Here is a 20,910-nt window from a genome sequence, read left to right as displayed (position 1 = left end):
GTAGTAAATATGCAAAAAATCGAAGCAACTGCTAATCCACTGAATATTAAAGTCTCAAATGTTGTAAGTGTTGTTCACTTAGACAATACGGTAGATATCATCCCTAATCAAATTTCACTTGAAGAAGTTCCTATTGGTTCTAAACTGAAAATAGATGTAACGATTACAAATTATGAAAGTGAATTTCCTATATCTGTAGGAGTTACAAAGAAGTTAGGTTTTCAATATTATGCTTATAATAAAGCTGATTTCAAAGTGAATGGAAATCTTTATTCTGAAGAGCAATACAATCAGTTTATTAATAATAAAAGTTTAGATACAACATTACAAAAACAATTGACCTTATCTTTTTATGCGAAATATACAGGGGTAGAAGACAATCTATTATCAATGAATGTTTCTGTAGCTAGTAATCGGGATGGAAATACAGCAGAACATGTTAGCTCGTTTGATTATAGTGTCGATACGAAATACAAACAGAAGTATCTGGTTAATTTCTATGATTACAATAATAGCTTACTAGATGCACAAATAGTAAATCGTAATTCACTCGCAAAAGTACCTATTGTTTATCGTGAAGGATATAAACTAAAAGAGTTTAACACTAAAAAAGATGGAAGTGGAGAAAAGTATGAAAGTAAGAAGGTTAGAAATACAGCAGATTATTATGCAATTTATGAAAAAAAGACATTCACAGTTTCCTATTATATAGGAGACAACCTATATGCAAATGAACGTGTAAATTATGGTGAAGCAGCACCATTATTAGTAATTAATGATTCAGAGTTTGGTGAGTTTGTAGGATGGAGTGAAGAACTATCAAGTATAAAGAGTAATCTAAATGTATACGCATTATTTAGGGATAAAGATGGAAATGTTCATTTGGATAATCAAGTAAGTGATAAGTCTAAAGTCAATAACAACAACTTGAATTATTCTTTTATGTTAATTGATAGAAAAACAAGCAGTGAAGTAAGTAAGGGAGGAACTTCATCATATATAACATATGCGAACAATCATAAATTCACAATTAGTGAAAGCAAAGATACGGTGCAAACAACAGATAGCATTACTACTTTTCTTTCATCAAAGGGAATTTCGATTTTACTATATTTATTTTTTATTATTAGCGTAATTTATATTTTTAAAAAATTAAATTTACGCGAACCAAAAAAGAAAAACATGCCATCTAACTGATGAATGGCTATGTACATGGCTATTACAATTTGAGGAGGGCATAAGAATATGAAGAAAGTTACATCATGCAAAGTGTGGAAGCTAGCACTCGTATTTGCATTGTCTCTTTCGTTTCTAAGCGTTATGACAAATTCTATTAGTTTGTTGGCAAACGAAGAAACATTTGAGATAGAAGAACATGTAAAGATTGGTGAAGACAAGACATATGCAGACATTACATTCAATATTGAAGATTTGAAAGATGGCTACAGTATTGAAAGTATTGAAAATCCAGATGGAAGTACAATGGATATGATTACAAATCCACTGTATACAGTTTGGGAAAATGGAACATACGATTTCATAATTAAGTATCGTGAAAATGATACACCAGAATTACTAGAGATAACGACATCAGTAAAGGTGGAAGGTATTGAAACCTCTGATAATAAAATATCAGATATTCAACCATTAACGACAATTACTGATGGTGGAGTTACGATTAGTATTCCAGCATATGATGGTGTTGGATGGAGTAATGGAGAAATAAAGGATTTGGCTATTAAAGTTGATTTTAATGGTGATAATACAACTGAGAATAAAAAAGTTGTGATTACACTACCTGAAGGAATGCGTTATGAGCAAGTTAAGACAGCAGGTACATTTAGTACAACAAATGTTGATACATCAATTTTGTCTAATTATCCAAGTACGGATCCATTAGCTACAGCAATCACAAAAATGGAATTACCAATAAGAGAAACAACAGGACCAAAATCTACATATGGAGATTTAGTTGTTTATTTTTCAGCAGGTACAAAAACAGCAACAATTGATTTAAAGGTTAGAGTGGATGGATATAAATACTATGGTCCACATACAATTAAAGATCCAATTGAGGCAACATTATATATGGGATCACCTACGCAAGAATTAGGAAGTGCAGAACAATCAATCGATGCGATAGGAGAATCATCTGGAGCTGGACAAATATCTAAAACAAGTTATAATACACCAACAACGCAGATTGGAGTTAGTACAAGTGATGAAACATCATATGGATTAGCGAATGCACAAAGAGTAGGTTTATATAATCCTGCTTTATCTACAATAATTGGTGCAGACAGAAGATTTGTGAAATCAGCAGTTATTTATATGTATTATCCTGAAGGAATGGTATTTGATAGTTTTGTTACTGATGTAAACTGGTCGGGATCAGCTCCTACTATTGTTGATGAGACTTCAAATAATAGAATAAAGATAACATTCACAAATGGAATGAGTTTGTTTGGAGGATGGATTAAATATAAAGTTCCAGAAGACGCAACCTTAGGATTTCATGAAAATCCTGCATCTGATTATGCGGAAATTACAAATTATGACGGAACAACTTATACATCAACGATAGGTGGGTCAAAGTACAAAGTTGAAGTGATTGATGTATCAACAGTAGAAAATAAAATGCAAATGTCATATTCAGCACCTGGAAATCAAGATAATATTACAGTTGCAAATACAAAATCCTATGGTCCATTCTTTTCAGTGAAAAATAGTACAGCAGGTACAAAGACAGATCAAATGTTTGAAGTTACAATTGATTCAAATTGGCAAGCAGAATTAGTTCGAATTCCATTTGATACGTCAGTCAGTGGAAATGAATTAAAAGATATTCAATATCAGACTACTAAAGAACCAGGAGTTTGGAAAACATATACTCCTGCAAGTGCAGCGGATGTTGCAACTTTATCTAATTGGTTGAAACAGGTATCAAAAGATAAAGTAGGACTAGATGATGATGAATATTTCCTGGCTCTAAGAGCTAATGTTGGAAAATTTTCTTCAACCTATAGCTTAACGTATGCCGCAAATGTAGCAAGAACAAACACATTATCAACTTATGGAAGTTTGAAGTCTGGTGTTACAAGTGCCACTGTAACAATGTCACTTTATGATAAAAATGATGCCAGTGTAAAAACAACAGCAACTGGTGTTATAAATTCAAGTTCAGTATCTGGATATAAGTCATCATTTAATGGTTCAATTAATTATTATGATGATGAAGGTAAAGGAATTACACAGATAGAAGCAGGAAATACACTAACAGTTGAAGGAACAATGTCGCTTAGTTTTGTAAGTTCTACTTCTACAATAATGAAAGCACCAGAAATCTATATTCGTCAACCCGAAGGGATGACGATAGCAATTGATACATTAGAAATTAAAGATCAAGATGGTGTAGTTATAGATGGTTGGACTTATACATCTTCTACGAATGATGAAGGTGAGATAATATATAAAGTAAAAACTCCTGATACAACGTATATTGGATTTTATTTTGATGGAGATAAAACAAAGAGTTTAAAATTTACATATGATATTAGTACGAATGTAAAATTAGTAGGAAATTATGATGGAAGAGATTTAGTTGCTTGGGGTAATAGTACAATGACTCCATTAACATTTTCTGAGTATGTAGTTTTTACAGATGTTCATGACTTTAATGGCAATGATGATATTACTGACGAAGTATTTTCATTTGCACCAAAAACAATCAAAGTTGTAGAAAATAAAAATATGTTGGTTGAAACATTCTTATCAATATCAGGTGAAGATCCAAAAGACCCATATGTAGAAGGGAATTCAAGTTCAGTTGCATACTTTACACCAGGTACAAATGCAGACTATACGGTAAAACTTACAAATAACAGTGATGCATATGCTACTGGTTTTGAAACTTATATACCAATTCCAAAGTCTGACGTAAACTATGGAACGCTTTTTCAAAGTGATGACTTTAAATGGGATATGAAATTAAAAGAGGCAGTAAGTGTTCCAGCAGGTTATGAAGTATTATACTCAACAGATGCAACAGGGGCAAACTATGCATCCGCAACTTATGAATCAGCATTACCATCAAATTTAGAAGATGTGAAAATGGTAAAAATTAGAGCTACAGCACTTATTGCACCAGGCGCAAGTGAGCAGGTTAAAGTATCGCTAATTGTAGATGAAGATTTTGATTCAGCAACTGCTGACAACAAAATTGGGAAAAGAAATGTGTATAGTCCTGTTTATGATGTAGTCAGTACTTCTTATACAGGTACATTATCAGGTACAAAAGTTGGAGCTGAGTTAGTAATTGCTGAAGTAGGTGGAATGATTTTCGTTGATAAAGATGCAGATGGATTATATATCCCAGAAAATGGTGATACTCCAGTCTCAGGGCATGAAGTGAAATTATATAAATGGGATGAAGATAGCGGAAGTTATGAACCAGTAATTGATCCTTCAACCAATCAACAATATTCAGTTACAAGTAATAGTAATGGAGTATATTTGTTTGATTATACAACCGGTATGGGATATGGAAAGTATGCTGTTGAGTTTGTAGAAAAGACAGGAGCTACTTATCAATATACAATTAATAATTCTGCAGTTGGTAAGGAAAATATCAACAGTGATGCGATTATTGCAAATAATATTCCAGAAGAAAATGATACATATAGAGGATGGGCAATTGATATTGATGCAACAAAACCAGTTGCGAAAACAATTGGTTGTGGATTCTTAAAATATAATCCACCTGTAGATCTTAGTGTTAGTGTCAGCACAACACCAAATCAAGTAAAAGTTGGTGATAGTATTATTGTTAGTAGTACTGTTACACCAGATTTCTGGGAAAGTATCAAAGCAACGACTGGTGCTTATGCATGGAGTTTGGATGATAGTACAAACATTACCCTTACAAATAATAATGATGGTACTGTTACAGTATCACCTACAGCACTTGCAGCACCATTGCCAGATAAGACAGTAAACTTAACCCTTACAATTACTGATATTTATGGTAATACCAAAACAAGCGCAAGTGTTCCGATTAAAATACTATCGAATATTGCACCAACAATCACAGTAGCTGATACAGTGGCTTACGTTGGTGATACAGTTGTAGACTACTCAACAGGCTTATCAGCTAGCGATGTTACAGGAAATCCGATGATGCTTATTACTGCAACTGGTGGACTACAAAACGCATGGATTAGTGAAAGTGTTCCACAGACAGATGGAAAGTACACGGTTGCTGGAAGTTATAAAATTACTTACAAAGTAAAAGATGTCCGTGGAAATGAAACAAGCGTTGATCGACTTGTTAGAGTACATGAGAAACCAACAATTAGTGCAAATTCAGCAACTTACTTAGTAACAGATACTACGATTGATGCACAGGTAAATGCATTGACATCTGCAACTTGGTTAGAAGCACCAGCAACAGAAGGTGCAGCTGTATCAAGAGATGTAACATCATTGATTACAAAAACGGTAACAAGTGAAATGGGAGTTACAGACTTTAGTAAAGCGGGACTTTATACGGTTACCTTTAACTTGAATGTTCCAGTTGGTGGAACAGCGAGTAAAACAGTACAGGTATTAGTGAAAGATCCTAAGGATGAAAGTAAAGATGGATTAACAATTCACGCAGAAAACTTTGTTCTTGAATATGCAGATGCACAAGACTTAACCCTTGCAAAGTCAATTACAAATGGAAGTGTACAGGCATATGCAGAAATAGAAAAGAATGGTGAAATTGAAAAGATTGAAAAGCTAAATAACAGTGCAATTAGTGTGAATGATACACAACTGAAAGCAATTCAATCTGCAACCATTGATGGTGGTATTTATAAACTAACATTCACTGCTACAAAAGATTCAAAAACGGTTAGTAAGGAAATTGAAGTTCTTGTGAAACCTAAAAATGCAGTAGTAGATGGTAGCGGATCGTTGATGTTAGATGCAAAGGCATTTGTTGTAGACTATGAAGATGCAGAAAACTTAACTGAAGCGCTAGCAATTAGTAATGGTAGTGGACAAGGATATAAGGTAGAAAGAAATGCAGAAGGTGAAGTAACTGCAATTACAGATGTAACTTCATTAATTACTGTTGATCCAACAGAGTTAACTGCAATTCAATCAGCACCAGAAGAAGGTGGAGTGTATCTTCTTACATATACTCTTAGCGATAATTTAATAACACTTACAAAACAGGTAGATGTGTTTGTAAAACCTAAGGGTGGAAATATTGACAAAGATATTAGTTTATATGCAACAAATCTTTCATTGACATATGAAGATGCGCTTAACTTAACAAGTGCAGATGTATTGGTGAATACAAAAGCAAAAGCAACAAAAATCAATAAAGATTCTTATGGTAACATAACTTCATTTACTGATATTAGTAGTTCAATTACAGTAGATGAAGACCAAATTGAAAAGATTAATAATGCGAAAGTATCAGGTGGTGTATTTACTGTAACATTATCAGTGACGGATGGATTAGAAACAAAGACTAAAGATATTCAAGTGTTTGTTTGGCCAGAGAAATCGGTGACAGTAGATGATACTACAATTAGTGCAAATGGATTTACGCTAACAACAAAAGAAGCAAAAGCATTGGATTTAACAGTTGCTAAAAAAGAAGCGAATGCTAGTGCTTATGCATTAACTCTAGATGGAAGCAACAATGTTATTAGTGCAAGAGATATTAGCGATAGCATAACAGTTGATGAAAATGAACTAAAAGCAATCAAGGAAACTGGATATAGTGGTGGATTATATGCATTCACATTTACAGTGACAAATGGCTCAACAGTTGCAACAATTTCAGTTCCTGTATTGGTTCAACAAGAAGCAATAACAAATGACTTAGTTATTCATGCAAACCCATTCGCATTAGAAAATACAGAAGCAAAAAACTTAGATGAAGCAACAGCAGTTAATGAAGAACATGCAAATGTAATGGCATATCAAATTGAACGTGATATCTATGGTAATATTTCTGCAATTCAAGATATAAGCGCAAATGTAGATATTGATACAGCAGAACTTGCTGCAATCAATGCAACTGATTCATTGGGTGGTATTTATCCATTAACATTCTCAATTACAAATAATGGTAATACAGAGGAGACAACAATTGATGTACTGGTAAAATCTGAAAAGTATATTACAGATCCTACAGGCGTACTTACATTATCTGTAACTGGATTTGAAATAACTGAAGCAGATGCATCAGGGTTTAATGAAAGTATGGCGTTATCAAAAGGAAATGCTACTTCATTTAAGTTTGAACTAGATGAAGATGGAAATATCCTTGGATTTAGTGATGTAAGTAATAACATTACAGTAAATAAAGATGAATTAAAAACAATCAAAGAATCAGGTGAAGGAATTTATCCTCTTACATATACAATTACAGATGGAGATATTACGGTTTCTAAAACAATCTATGTAGTAGTAACAGGTAAGAACACCCCATCAATCGTTGATGGTTTAGCAATTAGTGGTAAAGACTTTACCCTTACTTATGATGAAGCATTGAAGTTGGATCAAGCAATAGCAATTGAAAAGGCAGAGATTATTTCAGTCTTAGTAAATAATGATGCTGCAAAAGCCAGATTATTACTAGATAGTGAAATCACCCTAGAAGTAAAAGGGTTAGATGCAATTAATGCAACAACACAAAAAGGTGGAGAATATCCATTAACATTTATCGCAAGTTATACAAATGAAGATGGAGAAATTATCACAAATGAAGTTACAGTAAATGTAACAGTATTAGAAAAAGGTGAAGTAGTTATTAATAAACCAAGTATTGATGGTAAAGATAAACCAAATGATGCGAAAGATGTAGTTGCTACATCTGATGTTACTGACATCAATTTCTTACTTAGCCTTTGTGGAGTTTCTTTCTTGTTATGTTTAATTGTAGTGAGTAAAAGAAATAAAAAAGAAGCATAAAAAAAGCAAGACAACTGTCCTGCACAAAGAGTTAATTCAGAGTATATCCTGAGTTGCTCTTTTTTCTTTTAATGATTCCTCTAATGCTGGCAACAATAATTGCCAGACTAAGAACAACTTGCACAACTGCACCTGCTGTAACTCCGAGCATGTCATAAGGCAATGCTAGAATTCTTGGAATCTGGAAGTCTCCAGATAAACTACTGTTGTTGTATAAGACGAATATAAGAACTGCACTCAATAGCCATACAACACCAATAAAAATCAGAAAACCCCATCCAGCTACACTGGTACCACTGTCTTTTTTTCTTACTTCATTTAAACGAATACCAGCACTATATTGTTGCTCGTCATTTTTCTTTTTACTTGAGCGTACTGCCATTATTATACAAAATATTATGAATAATAATAGAACACCTAAAACTACGATTATTTCTGGATCATTTTCCCAACTCATACAAAGCTCCTTTACTATATAGAAATATTTCTCACTACTTGATTTATAATTTTTTCGATATATTAATTCTATCGCAATAAGCTCCATCATACAATGCTATTTTTATAATTGTTGTTACATTGTAACATACTAATTAGCAAAAAAATCTATATTTATTGTTACAATCAACCTTTATATCTTGATTAATTGCTTAAGAAAAAAGCGCATGATATATTGTGGTTACAAACGATAAGCGCTTGAATTGTTTGAGATGGAGGAAATGAAATGAATAAAACTTTTCCTGAAACTTTTTTATGGGGAGGAGCTCTTGCTGCTAACCAATGCGAAGGAGCATGGGATGTTGATGGCAAAGGACCTAGTCTTTTAGATCATACAACAGGTTTAACTGGAAAATATAAAGATTTACATGAGATGAATCATGGAAGAAGATTAACTGAAGTAATTGATACTGCTAATAATTATTATCCATGTCATGATGCAATTGATTTTTATCATCATTATAAAGATGATATAAAACTATTTGCTGAAATGGGGTTTAAAGCATTAAGAACTAGTATCAACTGGTCAAGGATTTTTCCTAAAGGAGATGAAGATAAACCAAATGAGAAGGGGCTAGAGTTTTATGATAATGTATTTGATGAATTACTGAAATATGGAATAGAACCAGTTATCACTATTTCACATTTTGAAATGCCAATGCATTTAATCAAAAAATACGGTGGTTGGAGAGATAGAAAACTAATTGATTTTTATATAAACTATTGTGGAGTAATCTTTCATAGGTATAAAGAGAAAGTGAAGTATTGGATGACCTATAATGAATTAAATCATTTACATGATAATCCCTTACATGCGGGAAATGTTGTAGTTTATGAGGGAGAGAATAGTTTAGAAATCACATACCAAGCATCCCATTATTTATTTGTTGCTGCTGCAAAAGCAACTGCTTTATGTCATGAGATAATTCCTGATGCTAAGATGGGATGTATGTTGTCACTCAGTACGATTTATTCTAGTACTTGTGATCCTAAAGATGAATTTGCAACATTTCAATTAAAACAGGATCATTATTATTTTTCTGATGTATTTATAAGAGGCAAATATCCTGGATATTCAAAACGTGAAATGGAAAAAGAAGGAATTACAATAAAAATGGAAGATGGGGACTTAGAATTAATAAAAGAAAATACAGCTGAGTTTTTAGCTTTTAGTTATTATCGAAGCACTACACATAAAGCTGGCTCAACAACATTTAAAGATTCAGGAGGGGTATTAGGTATCAAGAATCCATATTTAGATACAACGGCATGGGGATGGCAAATTGATCCAATAGGACTAAGATATGTATTGAATGAGATGTGGGATAGATATCAAATTCCATTATTTATAGTAGAGAATGGATTAGGATTTGAAGATAAAATAAGTGAAGATGGAGTAATTCATGATGATTATAGAATAGATTATATTAAGCAACATTTACTGGAAATCTATAATGCCATTGAGGATGGCGTAGATGTAATGGGATATTTATACTGGGCTCCTATTGATATGATTTCAAATAGCACTGGTCAAATGAAAAAAAGATATGGATTTATCTATGTAGATAAACATGATGATGGCACAGGAACTTATGAAAGATCAAAAAAGGAATCCTTTGAATGGTATAAAGAAGTTATTCATACAGCAGGAAAAAGTCTGCTAAACAAATAGGGGGAATTATGAAAAATTCAGATAAATTAATGAATAAAATGAATACAATTGCATATAAAGTAAGTTCGAATAAATATTTATTTGCGATAAGAGAAGCGTTTGTATCAAATATGCCTTTAATTATTACAGGATCATTTGCTACTTTATTTTCTAGTGTACTATGTTCGACTACTAGTGGTTTAGCTCAATTTGATACATTTGCATTTTTAGCAGATTATGCACCACTATTCACAAGTATTAATTATGCGACAATGAATTTAATGGCTATATTTATTTGCTTTCTAGTTGGGTCATCAATTGGGAAATCTAATGGTCATAATGAACGCTTTACAGGATTATTAGCATTGGCTGCTTATGTAATTACAATCCCAACAGAAGTAATTAGTGATATAGATGGTCAATCAGTAACAATTTCTAATGTAATAGCAAATGTGAATACAAACGCACAAGGATTATTCCTTGCGATGTTAATTGGTATTGTATCAATTGTGTTATTTTCAAAATTGATGAATGTAAAAAAATTAAGAATTAAAATGCCAGAAGCTGTACCACAATCAATAGCAGATTCATTTTCATCTCTTATACCTACGATATTAACGTTATTCTTAATTTCTTTAGTATCTTTTGTATTTAGATCAATTACAAATATGTATTTATCAGAAGCAATATTACAAACACTACAAGTACCACTTCAAGGAGTTATGCAACATCCATTAGGAATATTAGTAATTATTTTAGTAACGCAGGTATTTTGGTTCTTTGGATTGCATGGAGCAAATATTACATCAGCAATTCGCGAGCCACTAATGTATGTAGCATTAGCAGCAAATATAGATGCAGTAGCAGCAGGCCTTTCTCCAGATATGATTACAGCAAAACCATTCTGGAGTATGTATTGTACAATAGGAGGGTCTGGTTGTACGATGGGGTTATTGATTGCAATCTTCCTGTTTAGCAAACGTGATGATTATAAAGCAATTGGTAAACTATCAACTTTACCAGCAATTTTCACAATTAATGAACCACTTATTTTTGGATTACCTTTAGTATTAAATCCGATAATGATGATTCCATTTATATTGGCTCCGCTAGCATCAGCAGCAATTGGGTACTTTTCTACATTTATTGGATTTGCAGGAGCAGCCTTTGTAGAAGTGCCTTGGACAACACCAGTATTCTTTAATTCATATTTAGCTACTGGAGGAAGTATAGGAGCAGTTATCACACAACTAATTTGTCTAGTAGTTGCTGTCTTGATTTATTTCCCATTTGTTAAATTAGCAAATAAAGAAAAAATATCAACAAACGAAGAAAAGGATACAGTTGAATTAACAACAAATGAATCTTAATAGCTTTCTTTACAATTATAATCAATGAATTATAATGAAGATAAGCAAGGAGACATCATATGGGATTATTAGAAAATATAAAAGAAATAAAACTTACAAATGTAGAAAAGCAAATAGGAGATTTTATATTAAAATCGCCTCAGCTGGTACTTGAATTATCAACACGAGAGTTTGCGCAAATGGTTTATACAAGTCCAACAGCAATTGTTAGATTCTGCCATAAACTTGGAACGCAAGGGTTTCCACAATTTAAGATACAGTTAGCATCTGAATTAAGCTCTATAACTTCAGAAATGGAATTCTTAGATAATAATCCCATTAAGCAAAATGACTCAATATATAAAATCATTCATACTGTAGAAAAGTTAGAATATTTAGCAATTAGTGATACTGCTAATTCTCTAGATTATAAAGTGGTTGAAGAAGTTATACCACTATTAGATAAAGCAGAGCAAATTGATTTTTATGGTTCAGGTGTAAATCTTCACATTGCACAAGAGTTAACTTATCTGTTAATGCGAGTAGGAAAAAAGGCATATGTTTCTGATTCGACCAATGTGAGATTAACGCAAGCATTTTCATCAAAAGAAAATCACATAGCAATAATTTTGAGCCATACTGGTGAAACACAAAAATATATTGATATAGTTAATATATTAAATGAAAAGAACACTAAGACAATTTCGTTAACTGGGTATACAGATTCACCAATTGCAAAATTAACAAATTATCATTTCTATATACGACCTGGAAGGCGGTTTAAAGATATGGGACCAATTGTTTTTTCAACTTCTACTAGATATGTATTATATGTACTTTTTGCATCATTATTTGCACATAATTATAATGAAAGTGTAAAGAAATCAGATGAATATGCTAAACTTGCAAATTATGAATTACAGATTAAAGATGAAAATGAAAGAGAGGAATAGAAATGAAAAAAATATTATTAGTATGTTCAGCAGGAATGTCAACAAGTATGTTAGTAAAGAAGATTCAAGAAGCTGCTGATAAAAAAAATATAGAAGCAAAAGTTTGGGCAGTTGGAGATGCTGCTGCTGAAGAAAATATTAAAGATGCCGATATTATATTACTAGGCCCACAAGTACGTTTCTTATTAGAAAAAATAAAAGGGTATGCAAAGGAGAAACCAGTTATGGTTATTGATATGGCTGCTTATGGAACTATGAATGGTGCGATGGTTTTAGAAATGGCGCTAAAAGAATTAGGAGAGTAGAATGGAAGGAATAGAATTAATAAGTTTTGAAATAATTTCAAATGTAGGAAATGCAAGAAGTTTATTTATTGAAGCAATTCAAAAAGCTAAAATTGGGCTATTTGAAGAAGCAGAAAAGGTAATGTATGAAGGTGAAAAATCTTTCTTGGAAGGTCATCATGCACATGCAAGCTTAGTTCAACAAGAGGCAAATGGTGGTGAACTAAAGGTTACATTACTGCTTGCACATGCAGAAGATCAATTGATGAGTGCAGAATCATTTAAAATACTTTCTAGAGAGTTCATTGAATTATATAAAAAAATTCTATAATTATCTTTGAGAAAATTATTTACAGAGTAATAATAATGTTACTCTGTTTTTTTAGATTTTTTTTCTAATGGGACATCTAGTTGTCATATTAGATATGCTATAATTTTCTTGTAAGGGAGAAACCTATGCAAATCGAACGTTTGATCCAGATGATCTTTTATCTGATTCATCATGGCCATGTCACTGCTAAGGAATTAGCAGACTATTTTGATGTATCTACAAGGACAGTATATAGAGATATAAATACTTTAACCCTGGCAGGAATACCAATCCTATCTAGTAAAGGAACTGGAGGAGGTATTTCTTTAGTGGAAGGATATACACTTGATAAATCATTGTTGTCAAAGGAAGAACAACAACATATTTATCATGGATTACAGACACTACAGGCGACAAAGTATCCAAATACAGAAATGGCACTAAGTAAAATTGGAGCTATTTTTAGGAGTGCCCTTGAGCCAAAATGGTTAGAGATTGACCTTACGTATTGGGGAAGTGAAGAAAAAGAAAAAATTAAGATTTCAGAATTGCAGTATGCAATTATTAATAAACAGGTAATTACTTTTGATTACTTTAATACTTATCTACAAAAATCGAAAAGAGTAATAGAACCACTACGATTAGTGTTTAAATCACATGCTTGGTATATTGCTGGATATTGTAGGGATAGAGAAGAAATACGATTCTTTCGGATGTCTAGAATTAGGAATTTGGAAGTAATCAGTGAAACATTTCTTCGTGAATTACCTCAGGAAGAATCACTAATTACACACTGCGAAGAAACAGAAGTAGATATTCCATTTTTGAAATTGCGATTCAGTCCTGAAATCGCATATAAATTATATGATAACTTTCATGAAAGTCAGGTAACGCTATGTGAGGATGGTAGCTATTTAGTTAGTGTTCAATATGAACTTAACGATTGGACGTTTCATTACTTGTTATCCTTTGGAAAACATGTAGAGATTCTAGAGCCGGAAATGGCACGAGAGATGATGAAAGAACGAGTAAAAGAAATACAAAAGTTATACGAAAAGTAAACTTGTTGGAGGTGGAATCATGAATAAATGGTTGTACGTTATGATGATTGAAAAGAAAAAGGATTACACAAAAGAAGTTATTGAACGACATGTAGCTAATCTAAAAAGATTAGATGAAAGTAATTACCTAAAATTATGTGGACCACTTAAGGGATATTCTGGTATCGCAGGAATGGTAATATTGAAAACAAAGACTTATGAAGAGGCAGATGAACTTTGTAAGCAAGAGCCATTTGTTGTTGAGGGTTATGCAACATATAAACTTTGTTGTTTAGAAGTGGCTAATAAAGAAAATAATTATTTATTATAAAATAGTGAAAGGAACTATACTAATGAAATTAAAAGAAGGAAGCATTTTATATGCTAGATTAGATTTTAAAATTGGAGAAGAATGGGAAACTGAGAAAGAAGCAATGGAGTCTATGCAATACTTGCAGAATCTTGCGAAAGATCGTTATCTTGAAGCTGGGCTATTAGGAGACTTAGAAGCGCAGAAGTTTGAAGGTGCACTAGTAATCTTTGAAGCGTCAAGTTATGAAGAAGCTGAAGAACTTACAAAGAATGATCCAATTATTAAAAAAGGATTTTATCGCTATGAATTATATAAGTGGAATATTGGACTTGTATCCGATAAAGTAGGTAAATAAGTATTAGAAAAGGTGCAAGAACTATGAAGGATATTCCTGATGATATTTTAAGACAGTTAAATAATGGTGAACTGGAGAGCGCAAATGCAGTAGAGTGGTTTGCCATTGATCGAAGGAAGTTATTAGAGACTGTACTTTCTGATAATAATCGAATTGAATATTTTAAACCTATTTTGAAGTGTGTTAACAGTTTGGAAAAACAAACTGCTAACACATTAAATGAAACGATAGGGGAAGGACTCCTTCATCAGTCAAAGATTTATAACGATAATAATCTTATATCCATAATTGCGAATCATGATTCTGATGTGGTTCGCAGTTGGGGTGCATTCATGATAGGTAAAGCTGATGATTTAAGCTTGAATAAGAAGTTTCAAGAGATCCAATTATTTGCTGGGGATAAACATTTTAATGTTAGAGAAGAAGCATGGGTTGCTCTTAGAATGAGTGTGATAGAGAACTTAGAGGAAAGTCTTGAAATTTTATCTACATGGGTAAAAAATGAAGATGAAAATATCAGACGTTTTGCAAGTGAACTAACACGACCTCGAGGTGTTTGGTGTAAACATATTGAAGTTTTAAAAGATAAACCAGAGTTAGCATTATGTATTTTGGAATCGTTGAAAACAGATGAATCTACGTATGTAAGAAACAGTGTAGGGAATTGGTTGAATGATGCAAGTAAGACAAGACCTGATTTTGTAATTGAATTATGTACACGATGGAAAAGTGAAAGTAATCAAACTGCAATAGGTTATATTATAAAAAAAGCGATGAGGACATTAAATAAGGTAGAAAAATAATATTTTATTTGATTATCTTGAAGTAGACAATTAGAAAAGTCTACTTTTTATTTGACAATATACTCAACGTAGAGTATTATATACTTAACGTTGAGTATTGGAGGGACAAATAATGACAGAATTATTTATTTTAGGATTATTACAGCAACAGCCAATGTCAGGATATGACATCCAACAAGCTTTAGAAAGTAGTCAGGTGGAACTGTGGGGTGGAATTCTTGTTGGATCTATTTATCATGCTTTACATAAATTAGAAAAGAAAGATTGTGTTGTAATTGTTGAAACAAAGTCCATTGGTAAGCGAAAAACTAATATTTATGATATCACAGAAACTGGGGAAAAAAGATTGTTATCTTTGATTGTTGATAATATGGAAAATGATGAAAATATTTATCCAAGTAACAGTTTTGCTGCTCTTACTTTCTCTAATTTATTATCATCTGATGAATGTATAACTGCTCTATATAAACAGATACAAAAATTAGATGAAAAATCACTACTGATTCATAAAGGGCAAATTGAAAAAGAAAAAGTTTATATGAATGAGATCGCTAGAGAGACATTCATCTATATGCAAAAGAGTAATGAATTGCACAGACAATATTTAGAAAATATCACTGAGATTATAAAGAAAGAGAGTGAAAATTATGATAAATAAAATAGATCACTTAGTCCTAAATATTGATAGAAAATATCAAATAAATAAAAATGATATTGAAAATATTCAAGAATCAAAAATTCCTTATCTACCAGATAAAGGGAAGAAAACAAAAGGATTTCGCGCAAGTAATTTATGGATAGGAAAAGAATACCTAGAAATGATTACAATTTTAAATGATGATGGTGGAGGATGGACAAAGGATTGGGTAGAAAAATATCATGAAGGACATAGGGGACTTATTTGCGTTATGCTAAGTGTTTCAGATATAAATGAATTGTATACATTATTTAAACATTTAAATATGTCTAAACCAGAACGTATTACATTTTCTCTTTTTAAATTCTTTAAAATGCGTTCCCCATGGAAAAATTGTTATTTACCATTTTTTGAGAATGAACAACTGCAGATTGGTTTTCAACAAATTGATTCTGATAAAGTACAAGAAAATATGCAAAAGAAAATGGTTCCCAATAGTGTTGAAAATGGAATTCATGGTATTGAAATAGTTGAATTATATGGTAAATGGAGTGATACTGATTTCTCGATTATGGCAACTGTTTTTAATAACTGTAATCAAACAGAACAAAGTTTTAATGTAACTCTTCCAAGTCAGCAAAAACTAATATTTATAAAGAGTGATGAAAATAAGACGATTGTAAAAACTACAGCGAATAATATGCGACAAACAATAATTGAAAATGTGCAAATCAATACATAGGTTTGCTACAAGTATTAGCAAGTTATTAATAATTTAGGATTCTTTTATTTTTTGGTAATTCTCAGTTCCAAAATTATTAATATAAGTTTTACTTATTTACTCAATCAAAGTAGAGAATTAATTTCTTTACTTTTTCTTTCGATAATTTTCGTATATTTCACAAACAAATAACATTATTTTGGAGACGAAACCTGTTATTATATATATAATAAAATATATACCTGTTTTTTTGATGTCTTTTTGATTAAACAGCAAGAAATATAAGTTAAAAAATACTATAATGGAGATGTAGAGTAAACTTCATAAGTATAACTTGTGATTATTCCAGGAAAGGAATTTAATTATGTTAAAACTCACAAATATTCGTAAATCATATAAAACATATGATTTTACACAGGTGGCATTGGATGATGTTTCGGTTTCGTTTCGAGACAATGAATTTGCTGCTATTCTAGGTTCTTCGGGATCTGGGAAAACAACCATGTTGAATATTATTGGAGGACTTGATCACTATGATTCTGGTGATCTGGAAATTGATGGTATTTCAACAAAAAAGTATAAATCTTCCGATTGGGATACCTATCGTAATAACCGTATTGGGTTTGTATTCCAAAGTTATAATTTGATACCACACCAGTCAGTATTGGCGAATGTTGAATTGGCTCTTACGTTGAGTGGTGTATCATCAAGTGAACGTAAGGAACGTGCAAAGAAAGCGCTGGAAGAAGTTGGTCTGGCTGATCATATCAGAAAGTTGCCGAGTCAGCTTAGTGGTGGACAGATGCAGCGTGTTGCAATCGCTCGCGCCCTAATTAATGATCCTGAAATATTGCTTGCTGATGAGCCTACAGGAGCGTTAGATACAAAGACAAGTGTTCAGGTAATGGAGCTATTAACCCAAATCGCTAAGAACCGATTGGTTATTATGGTTACCCATAACCCAGCACTTGCAGATGAGTATGCAAATCGAATTATTGAATTAAAAGATGGACAAGTGATTAATGATAGTAATCCATTTGATCCAGACAAAGAGAAGTTGGTTCCTCAGAAGTCCCCTCGTAAAGTTAGTATGTCATTCTTTACAGCGATATCATTATCACTTAGTAACTTAATGACAAAGAAGGGAAGAACCTTTGTAACTTCATTAGCTGGTTCCATTGGTATTATAGGTATTGCTGCTATCTTGGCATTGGCTTCTGGAATTAATGCATACATTGGAAGTATTGAAGAAGAAACCATGAGTGTCTATCCACTGACAATTCAGTCCAGTGGAGTTGATATAACGAGTTTCCTAGTTGATTCTGATGATGTAAATTCCACAGGGAGTGATAATGCAAAAGCAACTGAAGATGGCGATGTAGGTGTTCGTAATGTATTCGAGCGAATGTTTAATTACCAGAATCAAAATGACTTAGCTTCTTTAAAAACATATATTGAAAAGAATGAAAAGGATATTAGTCCTTACGTAAAGAATATTCAATATAAATATGATATTACTCCTCAAATATATTTGAAGGATACAAGTAGTATTGAGCAAGTAAGTCCAGATTCTATTCTAAGTAGTTATGGAATCGGAACAAGTACTGGTATAAGTGCAATCATGGGGAATAGTTCAATGATGAGTATGAACAACTTCCATGAGCTTCCAGGTGACAGCAGTATGTTTGAGAATCAGTATGATATCAAAGCAGGGCGCTGGCCTGAAAGTTATGATGAAGCAGTACTGGTCCTAATGGGAAATGGTGATGTATCCGATTACGTATTATATTCATTAGGATTAAAAGACCGTGGTGAATTAAAAGAAATGTTAGATACATTTGTGAATAATCCTGGAAAAACAGTTGAAATTAAAGAAGGTGACACAGAGGTTACCTACGATGATATTATGGGTGCTGAATTAAAGGTGATTAATCCAGCAGATAAATATGTATATGATGAAGGTTACAAAATCTGGATGGATAAATCAGATAGTAATGATCATATGAAAAGTGTAATTAATGATGGAGTCGATCTTAAAATTGTTGGAGTAGTACAGGCAGATCCTGATGCTACCGCAACTTCATTATCTTCAGGTATTAACTATACACCAGAGATGATTCAATATCTGATGGAAGAATCATCAGAGACCGAAATTGTAAAGGAGCAACTTGCAAATCCAACCATCAATGTATTTACTGGTAAATCATTTGCAGAGGAAAAAGAAGAAAGTGCACAATCAGATTTTAGTTTTACTGATTTATTCACAATCGATGAAAATGCAATTCGAAATGCATTTAATGTAGATACTTCGCAATTTAATATTGATATGTCTAGTTTTAATATTGATATGAGTAGTGTGGAGTTCCCACAAATGGATTTAACAGGATTAAATGAAGCTGTTTCAGGTCAGATTAATATACCTGCAGATCAGTTAAATATGATTATGATGAATGTAATGCAGGACTTTGTAACTGAGCAGATACAGGCAGGAGTAACTGATCCAGCAGTGATGGCTCAAAATCTTGTTGATTACTTAAATCGAGCGGATGTCCAACAAAGTATTGCAGCACAGTTAGGTTCAGTAATTGACCCTACTCAAATCAGTGACCAGTTAAATAGTGCAATTCAATCTTATATGCAAACTGCTATGCAGACATATATGACAGAGATTATGACATCACTGCAAACTCAAATCCAGACACAGATTCAAACAACATTAGCACAATTGCCACAACAGATGCAAAATGCAATCTCAATTGATCAAGAAGCATTTGCATCAGCATTCCAGTTAAATGTTAGTGAAGATGATATATTGGATTTAATGACAGCAATGATGAATCCAACCGAGACAACATTAGAAACGAATCTATCTTCATTAGGATATGCAGATAGTACAAATCCTAATCAGATTAGTGTTTATCCAAAAGACTTTACTACTAAAGAAAATGTAATAGGTTTCTTGGATGACTACAATGAAAAGATGGAAAAAGCAGGAGATGATGATAAAGTAGTTCGCTATAGTGATATTGTAGGAACCATGATGTCATCCGTAACTGATATCGTAGATACAATCAGTTATGCATTAATTGCGTTTGTTGCAATTTCACTTGTAGTATCATCAATTATGATTGGTGTTATTACGTATATCTCAGTATTAGAGCGTAAAAAAGAAATTGGTATCCTTCGTGCAATTGGTGCCAGCAAACGAGATATTCGTCGTGTATTCAACGCTGAAACATTAATCATTGGATTTATTGCAGGAGTACTAGGTATCTTTGTAACTTACTTACTCAGCATTGTGGCAAACATTATAGTATACAATGAACTGGGTATTGCAAACATTGCACAGTTACCAATCGATGCATCAGCAATTTTGATTATTATTAGTATGTTACTGGCATTTATTTCTGGTCTGTTTCCATCATCGGCAGCAGCTAGAAAAGATCCGGTTGAAGCATTACGTAGTGAATAACAGTTAGTATATTATGGAGACTTCATATATTGAGGTCTCTTTTAATTTGGAAAAGCCAGTCACTGACTGGCAAATGTTTAAGATAATAATTTATGGAATAAACTAGTATTAACACACAAGAAAGATTTTCCAGTCATGACTGGAAAATTGAGAAATAGAACAAATAGATGTTCAAAATTGAAGAAGAAATAATTAAATCTTTAGGAGATATCTACAAGATTATTAATAAAAAATTAGTTTAATATGAAAATACCAGACGTGTCTGGCAAATGTTTTAAGATAATATTTTATGAAATAAAGCAGTATTAACATACAAAAAGATTTTCCAGTCGCGACTGGAAAATTGGTAAATAGGCTAGATTGATGTTTAAAATTAAAGAAGAAACAATTAAATTTTAAGGAGTTATTTACAAGATTATTAATAAAATAAATTAGTTTAATATGAAAATGCCAGGCATGACTGGCAAATGTTTGAAACTGATGTTTACGAAAGGTGAGAAGTAGTTCTAATAAGTAAATAAGAAATTCCAGACAGTGTCTGGAATATTTATAAAAC

The 20,910-nt window shown here is 32.2% G+C and carries 15 protein-coding genes; 14 read left to right on the top strand and 1 reads right to left on the bottom strand.

Annotated elements, in window-relative coordinates:
- The first annotated feature begins 9 nt into the window (after nucleotides 1-9).
- Together J2S15_RS05395 and J2S15_RS05390 are read left to right on the top strand one after the other, a co-directional pair.
- Nucleotides 10-1,197 (top strand): hypothetical protein, encoded by a 1,188-nt coding sequence (locus J2S15_RS05395; RefSeq protein ID WP_307406195.1) that lies wholly within the window; start codon nucleotides 10-12, stop codon nucleotides 1,195-1,197.
- Between the two features lie 48 nt (nucleotides 1,198-1,245).
- The gene (locus tag J2S15_RS05390) at nucleotides 1,246-7,971 is read left to right on the top strand and encodes a hypothetical protein (protein ID WP_307406193.1); all 6,726 of its coding nucleotides are present in this window, start codon (nucleotides 1,246-1,248) and stop codon (nucleotides 7,969-7,971) included.
- A gap of 31 nt (nucleotides 7,972-8,002) precedes the next feature.
- Here J2S15_RS05390 and J2S15_RS05385 read toward each other — a convergent pair whose 3' ends face one another.
- Nucleotides 8,003-8,428 (bottom strand): hypothetical protein, encoded by a 426-nt coding sequence (locus J2S15_RS05385; protein WP_307406191.1) that lies wholly within the window; start codon nucleotides 8,426-8,428, stop codon nucleotides 8,003-8,005.
- A gap of 264 nt (nucleotides 8,429-8,692) precedes the next feature.
- Here J2S15_RS05385 and J2S15_RS05380 point away from each other — a divergent pair, with 264 nt between their 5' ends.
- The 12 genes from J2S15_RS05380 to J2S15_RS05325 all read left to right on the top strand — a co-directional run bounded on the left by J2S15_RS05380 (nucleotide 8,693) and on the right by J2S15_RS05325 (nucleotide 20,354).
- Complete coding sequence (locus tag J2S15_RS05380; RefSeq protein WP_307406189.1) at nucleotides 8,693-10,138, top strand: glycoside hydrolase family 1 protein; 1,446 nt, start codon at nucleotides 8,693-8,695, stop codon at nucleotides 10,136-10,138.
- Nucleotides 10,139-10,146: 8 nt separating this feature from the next.
- On the top strand, nucleotides 10,147-11,487 hold the full coding sequence (locus J2S15_RS05375) for a PTS sugar transporter subunit IIC (RefSeq protein WP_307406186.1): 1,341 nt from the start codon (nucleotides 10,147-10,149) through the stop codon (nucleotides 11,485-11,487).
- A gap of 59 nt (nucleotides 11,488-11,546) precedes the next feature.
- On the top strand, nucleotides 11,547-12,419 hold the full coding sequence (locus tag J2S15_RS05370; RefSeq protein ID WP_307406184.1) for a MurR/RpiR family transcriptional regulator: 873 nt from the start codon (nucleotides 11,547-11,549) through the stop codon (nucleotides 12,417-12,419).
- Nucleotides 12,420-12,421: 2 nt separating this feature from the next.
- The gene (locus J2S15_RS05365) at nucleotides 12,422-12,724 is read left to right on the top strand and encodes a PTS sugar transporter subunit IIB (RefSeq protein WP_307406182.1); all 303 of its coding nucleotides are present in this window, start codon (nucleotides 12,422-12,424) and stop codon (nucleotides 12,722-12,724) included.
- 1 nt (nucleotide 12,725) lies between these two features.
- Nucleotides 12,726-13,034: a PTS sugar transporter subunit IIA gene (locus J2S15_RS05360; protein ID WP_307406180.1), complete on the top strand. Its 309-nt coding sequence runs from the start codon at nucleotides 12,726-12,728 to the stop codon at nucleotides 13,032-13,034.
- A 125-nt stretch (nucleotides 13,035-13,159) separates the two neighbouring features.
- Nucleotides 13,160-14,074: a helix-turn-helix transcriptional regulator gene (locus tag J2S15_RS05355; RefSeq protein WP_307406178.1), complete on the top strand. Its 915-nt coding sequence runs from the start codon at nucleotides 13,160-13,162 to the stop codon at nucleotides 14,072-14,074.
- Between the two features lie 19 nt (nucleotides 14,075-14,093).
- A complete protein-coding gene (locus J2S15_RS05350) occupies nucleotides 14,094-14,384 on the top strand; it encodes a YciI family protein (protein WP_307406177.1) in 291 nt (96 codons plus the stop codon).
- Between the two features lie 22 nt (nucleotides 14,385-14,406).
- A complete protein-coding gene (locus tag J2S15_RS05345) occupies nucleotides 14,407-14,721 on the top strand; it encodes a YciI family protein (RefSeq protein WP_307406175.1) in 315 nt (104 codons plus the stop codon).
- Nucleotides 14,722-14,744: 23 nt separating this feature from the next.
- Complete coding sequence (locus J2S15_RS05340) at nucleotides 14,745-15,524, top strand: DNA alkylation repair protein (RefSeq protein ID WP_307406173.1); 780 nt, start codon at nucleotides 14,745-14,747, stop codon at nucleotides 15,522-15,524.
- Nucleotides 15,525-15,636: 112 nt separating this feature from the next.
- Nucleotides 15,637-16,182 carry a PadR family transcriptional regulator gene (locus tag J2S15_RS05335; RefSeq protein ID WP_307406171.1) on the top strand — a complete coding sequence of 182 codons (546 nt, stop codon included), beginning with the start codon at nucleotides 15,637-15,639 and terminating at the stop codon, nucleotides 16,180-16,182.
- On the top strand, nucleotides 16,172-16,903 hold the full coding sequence (locus J2S15_RS05330) for a hypothetical protein (protein WP_307406168.1): 732 nt from the start codon (nucleotides 16,172-16,174) through the stop codon (nucleotides 16,901-16,903). The genes J2S15_RS05335 and J2S15_RS05330 overlap by 11 nt, the downstream gene beginning before the upstream one ends.
- A 343-nt stretch (nucleotides 16,904-17,246) precedes the next feature.
- A complete protein-coding gene (locus tag J2S15_RS05325) occupies nucleotides 17,247-20,354 on the top strand; it encodes an ABC transporter ATP-binding protein/permease (protein ID WP_307406166.1) in 3,108 nt (1,035 codons plus the stop codon).
- The last annotated feature ends 556 nt before the right edge of the window (nucleotides 20,355-20,910 follow it).

It is taken from the genome of Breznakia pachnodae (genome assembly GCF_030814225.1).
Lineage (GTDB): Bacteria > Bacillota_I > Bacilli_A > Erysipelotrichales > Erysipelotrichaceae > Breznakia > Breznakia pachnodae.
This window is presented reverse-complemented; position numbering and strand designations above follow the sequence as displayed.

What these genes read in the sequence shown, in the direction of transcription:
- J2S15_RS05395 (WP_307406195.1), top strand. Translation starts at nt 10, where the DNA reads ATGCAAAAAATCGAAGCAACTGCTAATCCACTGAATATTAAAGTCTCA.
- J2S15_RS05390 (WP_307406193.1), top strand. Translation starts at nt 1,246, where the DNA reads ATGAAGAAAGTTACATCATGCAAAGTGTGGAAGCTAGCACTCGTATTT.
- J2S15_RS05385 (WP_307406191.1), bottom strand. Translation starts at nt 8,428, where the DNA reads ATGAGTTGGGAAAATGATCCAGAAATAATCGTAGTTTTAGGTGTTCTA.
- J2S15_RS05380 (WP_307406189.1), top strand. Translation starts at nt 8,693, where the DNA reads ATGAATAAAACTTTTCCTGAAACTTTTTTATGGGGAGGAGCTCTTGCT.
- J2S15_RS05375 (WP_307406186.1), top strand. Translation starts at nt 10,147, where the DNA reads ATGAAAAATTCAGATAAATTAATGAATAAAATGAATACAATTGCATAT.
- J2S15_RS05370 (WP_307406184.1), top strand. Translation starts at nt 11,547, where the DNA reads ATGGGATTATTAGAAAATATAAAAGAAATAAAACTTACAAATGTAGAA.
- J2S15_RS05365 (WP_307406182.1), top strand. Translation starts at nt 12,422, where the DNA reads ATGAAAAAAATATTATTAGTATGTTCAGCAGGAATGTCAACAAGTATG.
- J2S15_RS05360 (WP_307406180.1), top strand. Translation starts at nt 12,726, where the DNA reads ATGGAAGGAATAGAATTAATAAGTTTTGAAATAATTTCAAATGTAGGA.
- J2S15_RS05355 (WP_307406178.1), top strand. Translation starts at nt 13,160, where the DNA reads ATGCAAATCGAACGTTTGATCCAGATGATCTTTTATCTGATTCATCAT.
- J2S15_RS05350 (WP_307406177.1), top strand. Translation starts at nt 14,094, where the DNA reads ATGAATAAATGGTTGTACGTTATGATGATTGAAAAGAAAAAGGATTAC.
- J2S15_RS05345 (WP_307406175.1), top strand. Translation starts at nt 14,407, where the DNA reads ATGAAATTAAAAGAAGGAAGCATTTTATATGCTAGATTAGATTTTAAA.
- J2S15_RS05340 (WP_307406173.1), top strand. Translation starts at nt 14,745, where the DNA reads ATGAAGGATATTCCTGATGATATTTTAAGACAGTTAAATAATGGTGAA.
- J2S15_RS05335 (WP_307406171.1), top strand. Translation starts at nt 15,637, where the DNA reads ATGACAGAATTATTTATTTTAGGATTATTACAGCAACAGCCAATGTCA.
- J2S15_RS05330 (WP_307406168.1), top strand. Translation starts at nt 16,172, where the DNA reads ATGATAAATAAAATAGATCACTTAGTCCTAAATATTGATAGAAAATAT.
- J2S15_RS05325 (WP_307406166.1), top strand. Translation starts at nt 17,247, where the DNA reads ATGTTAAAACTCACAAATATTCGTAAATCATATAAAACATATGATTTT.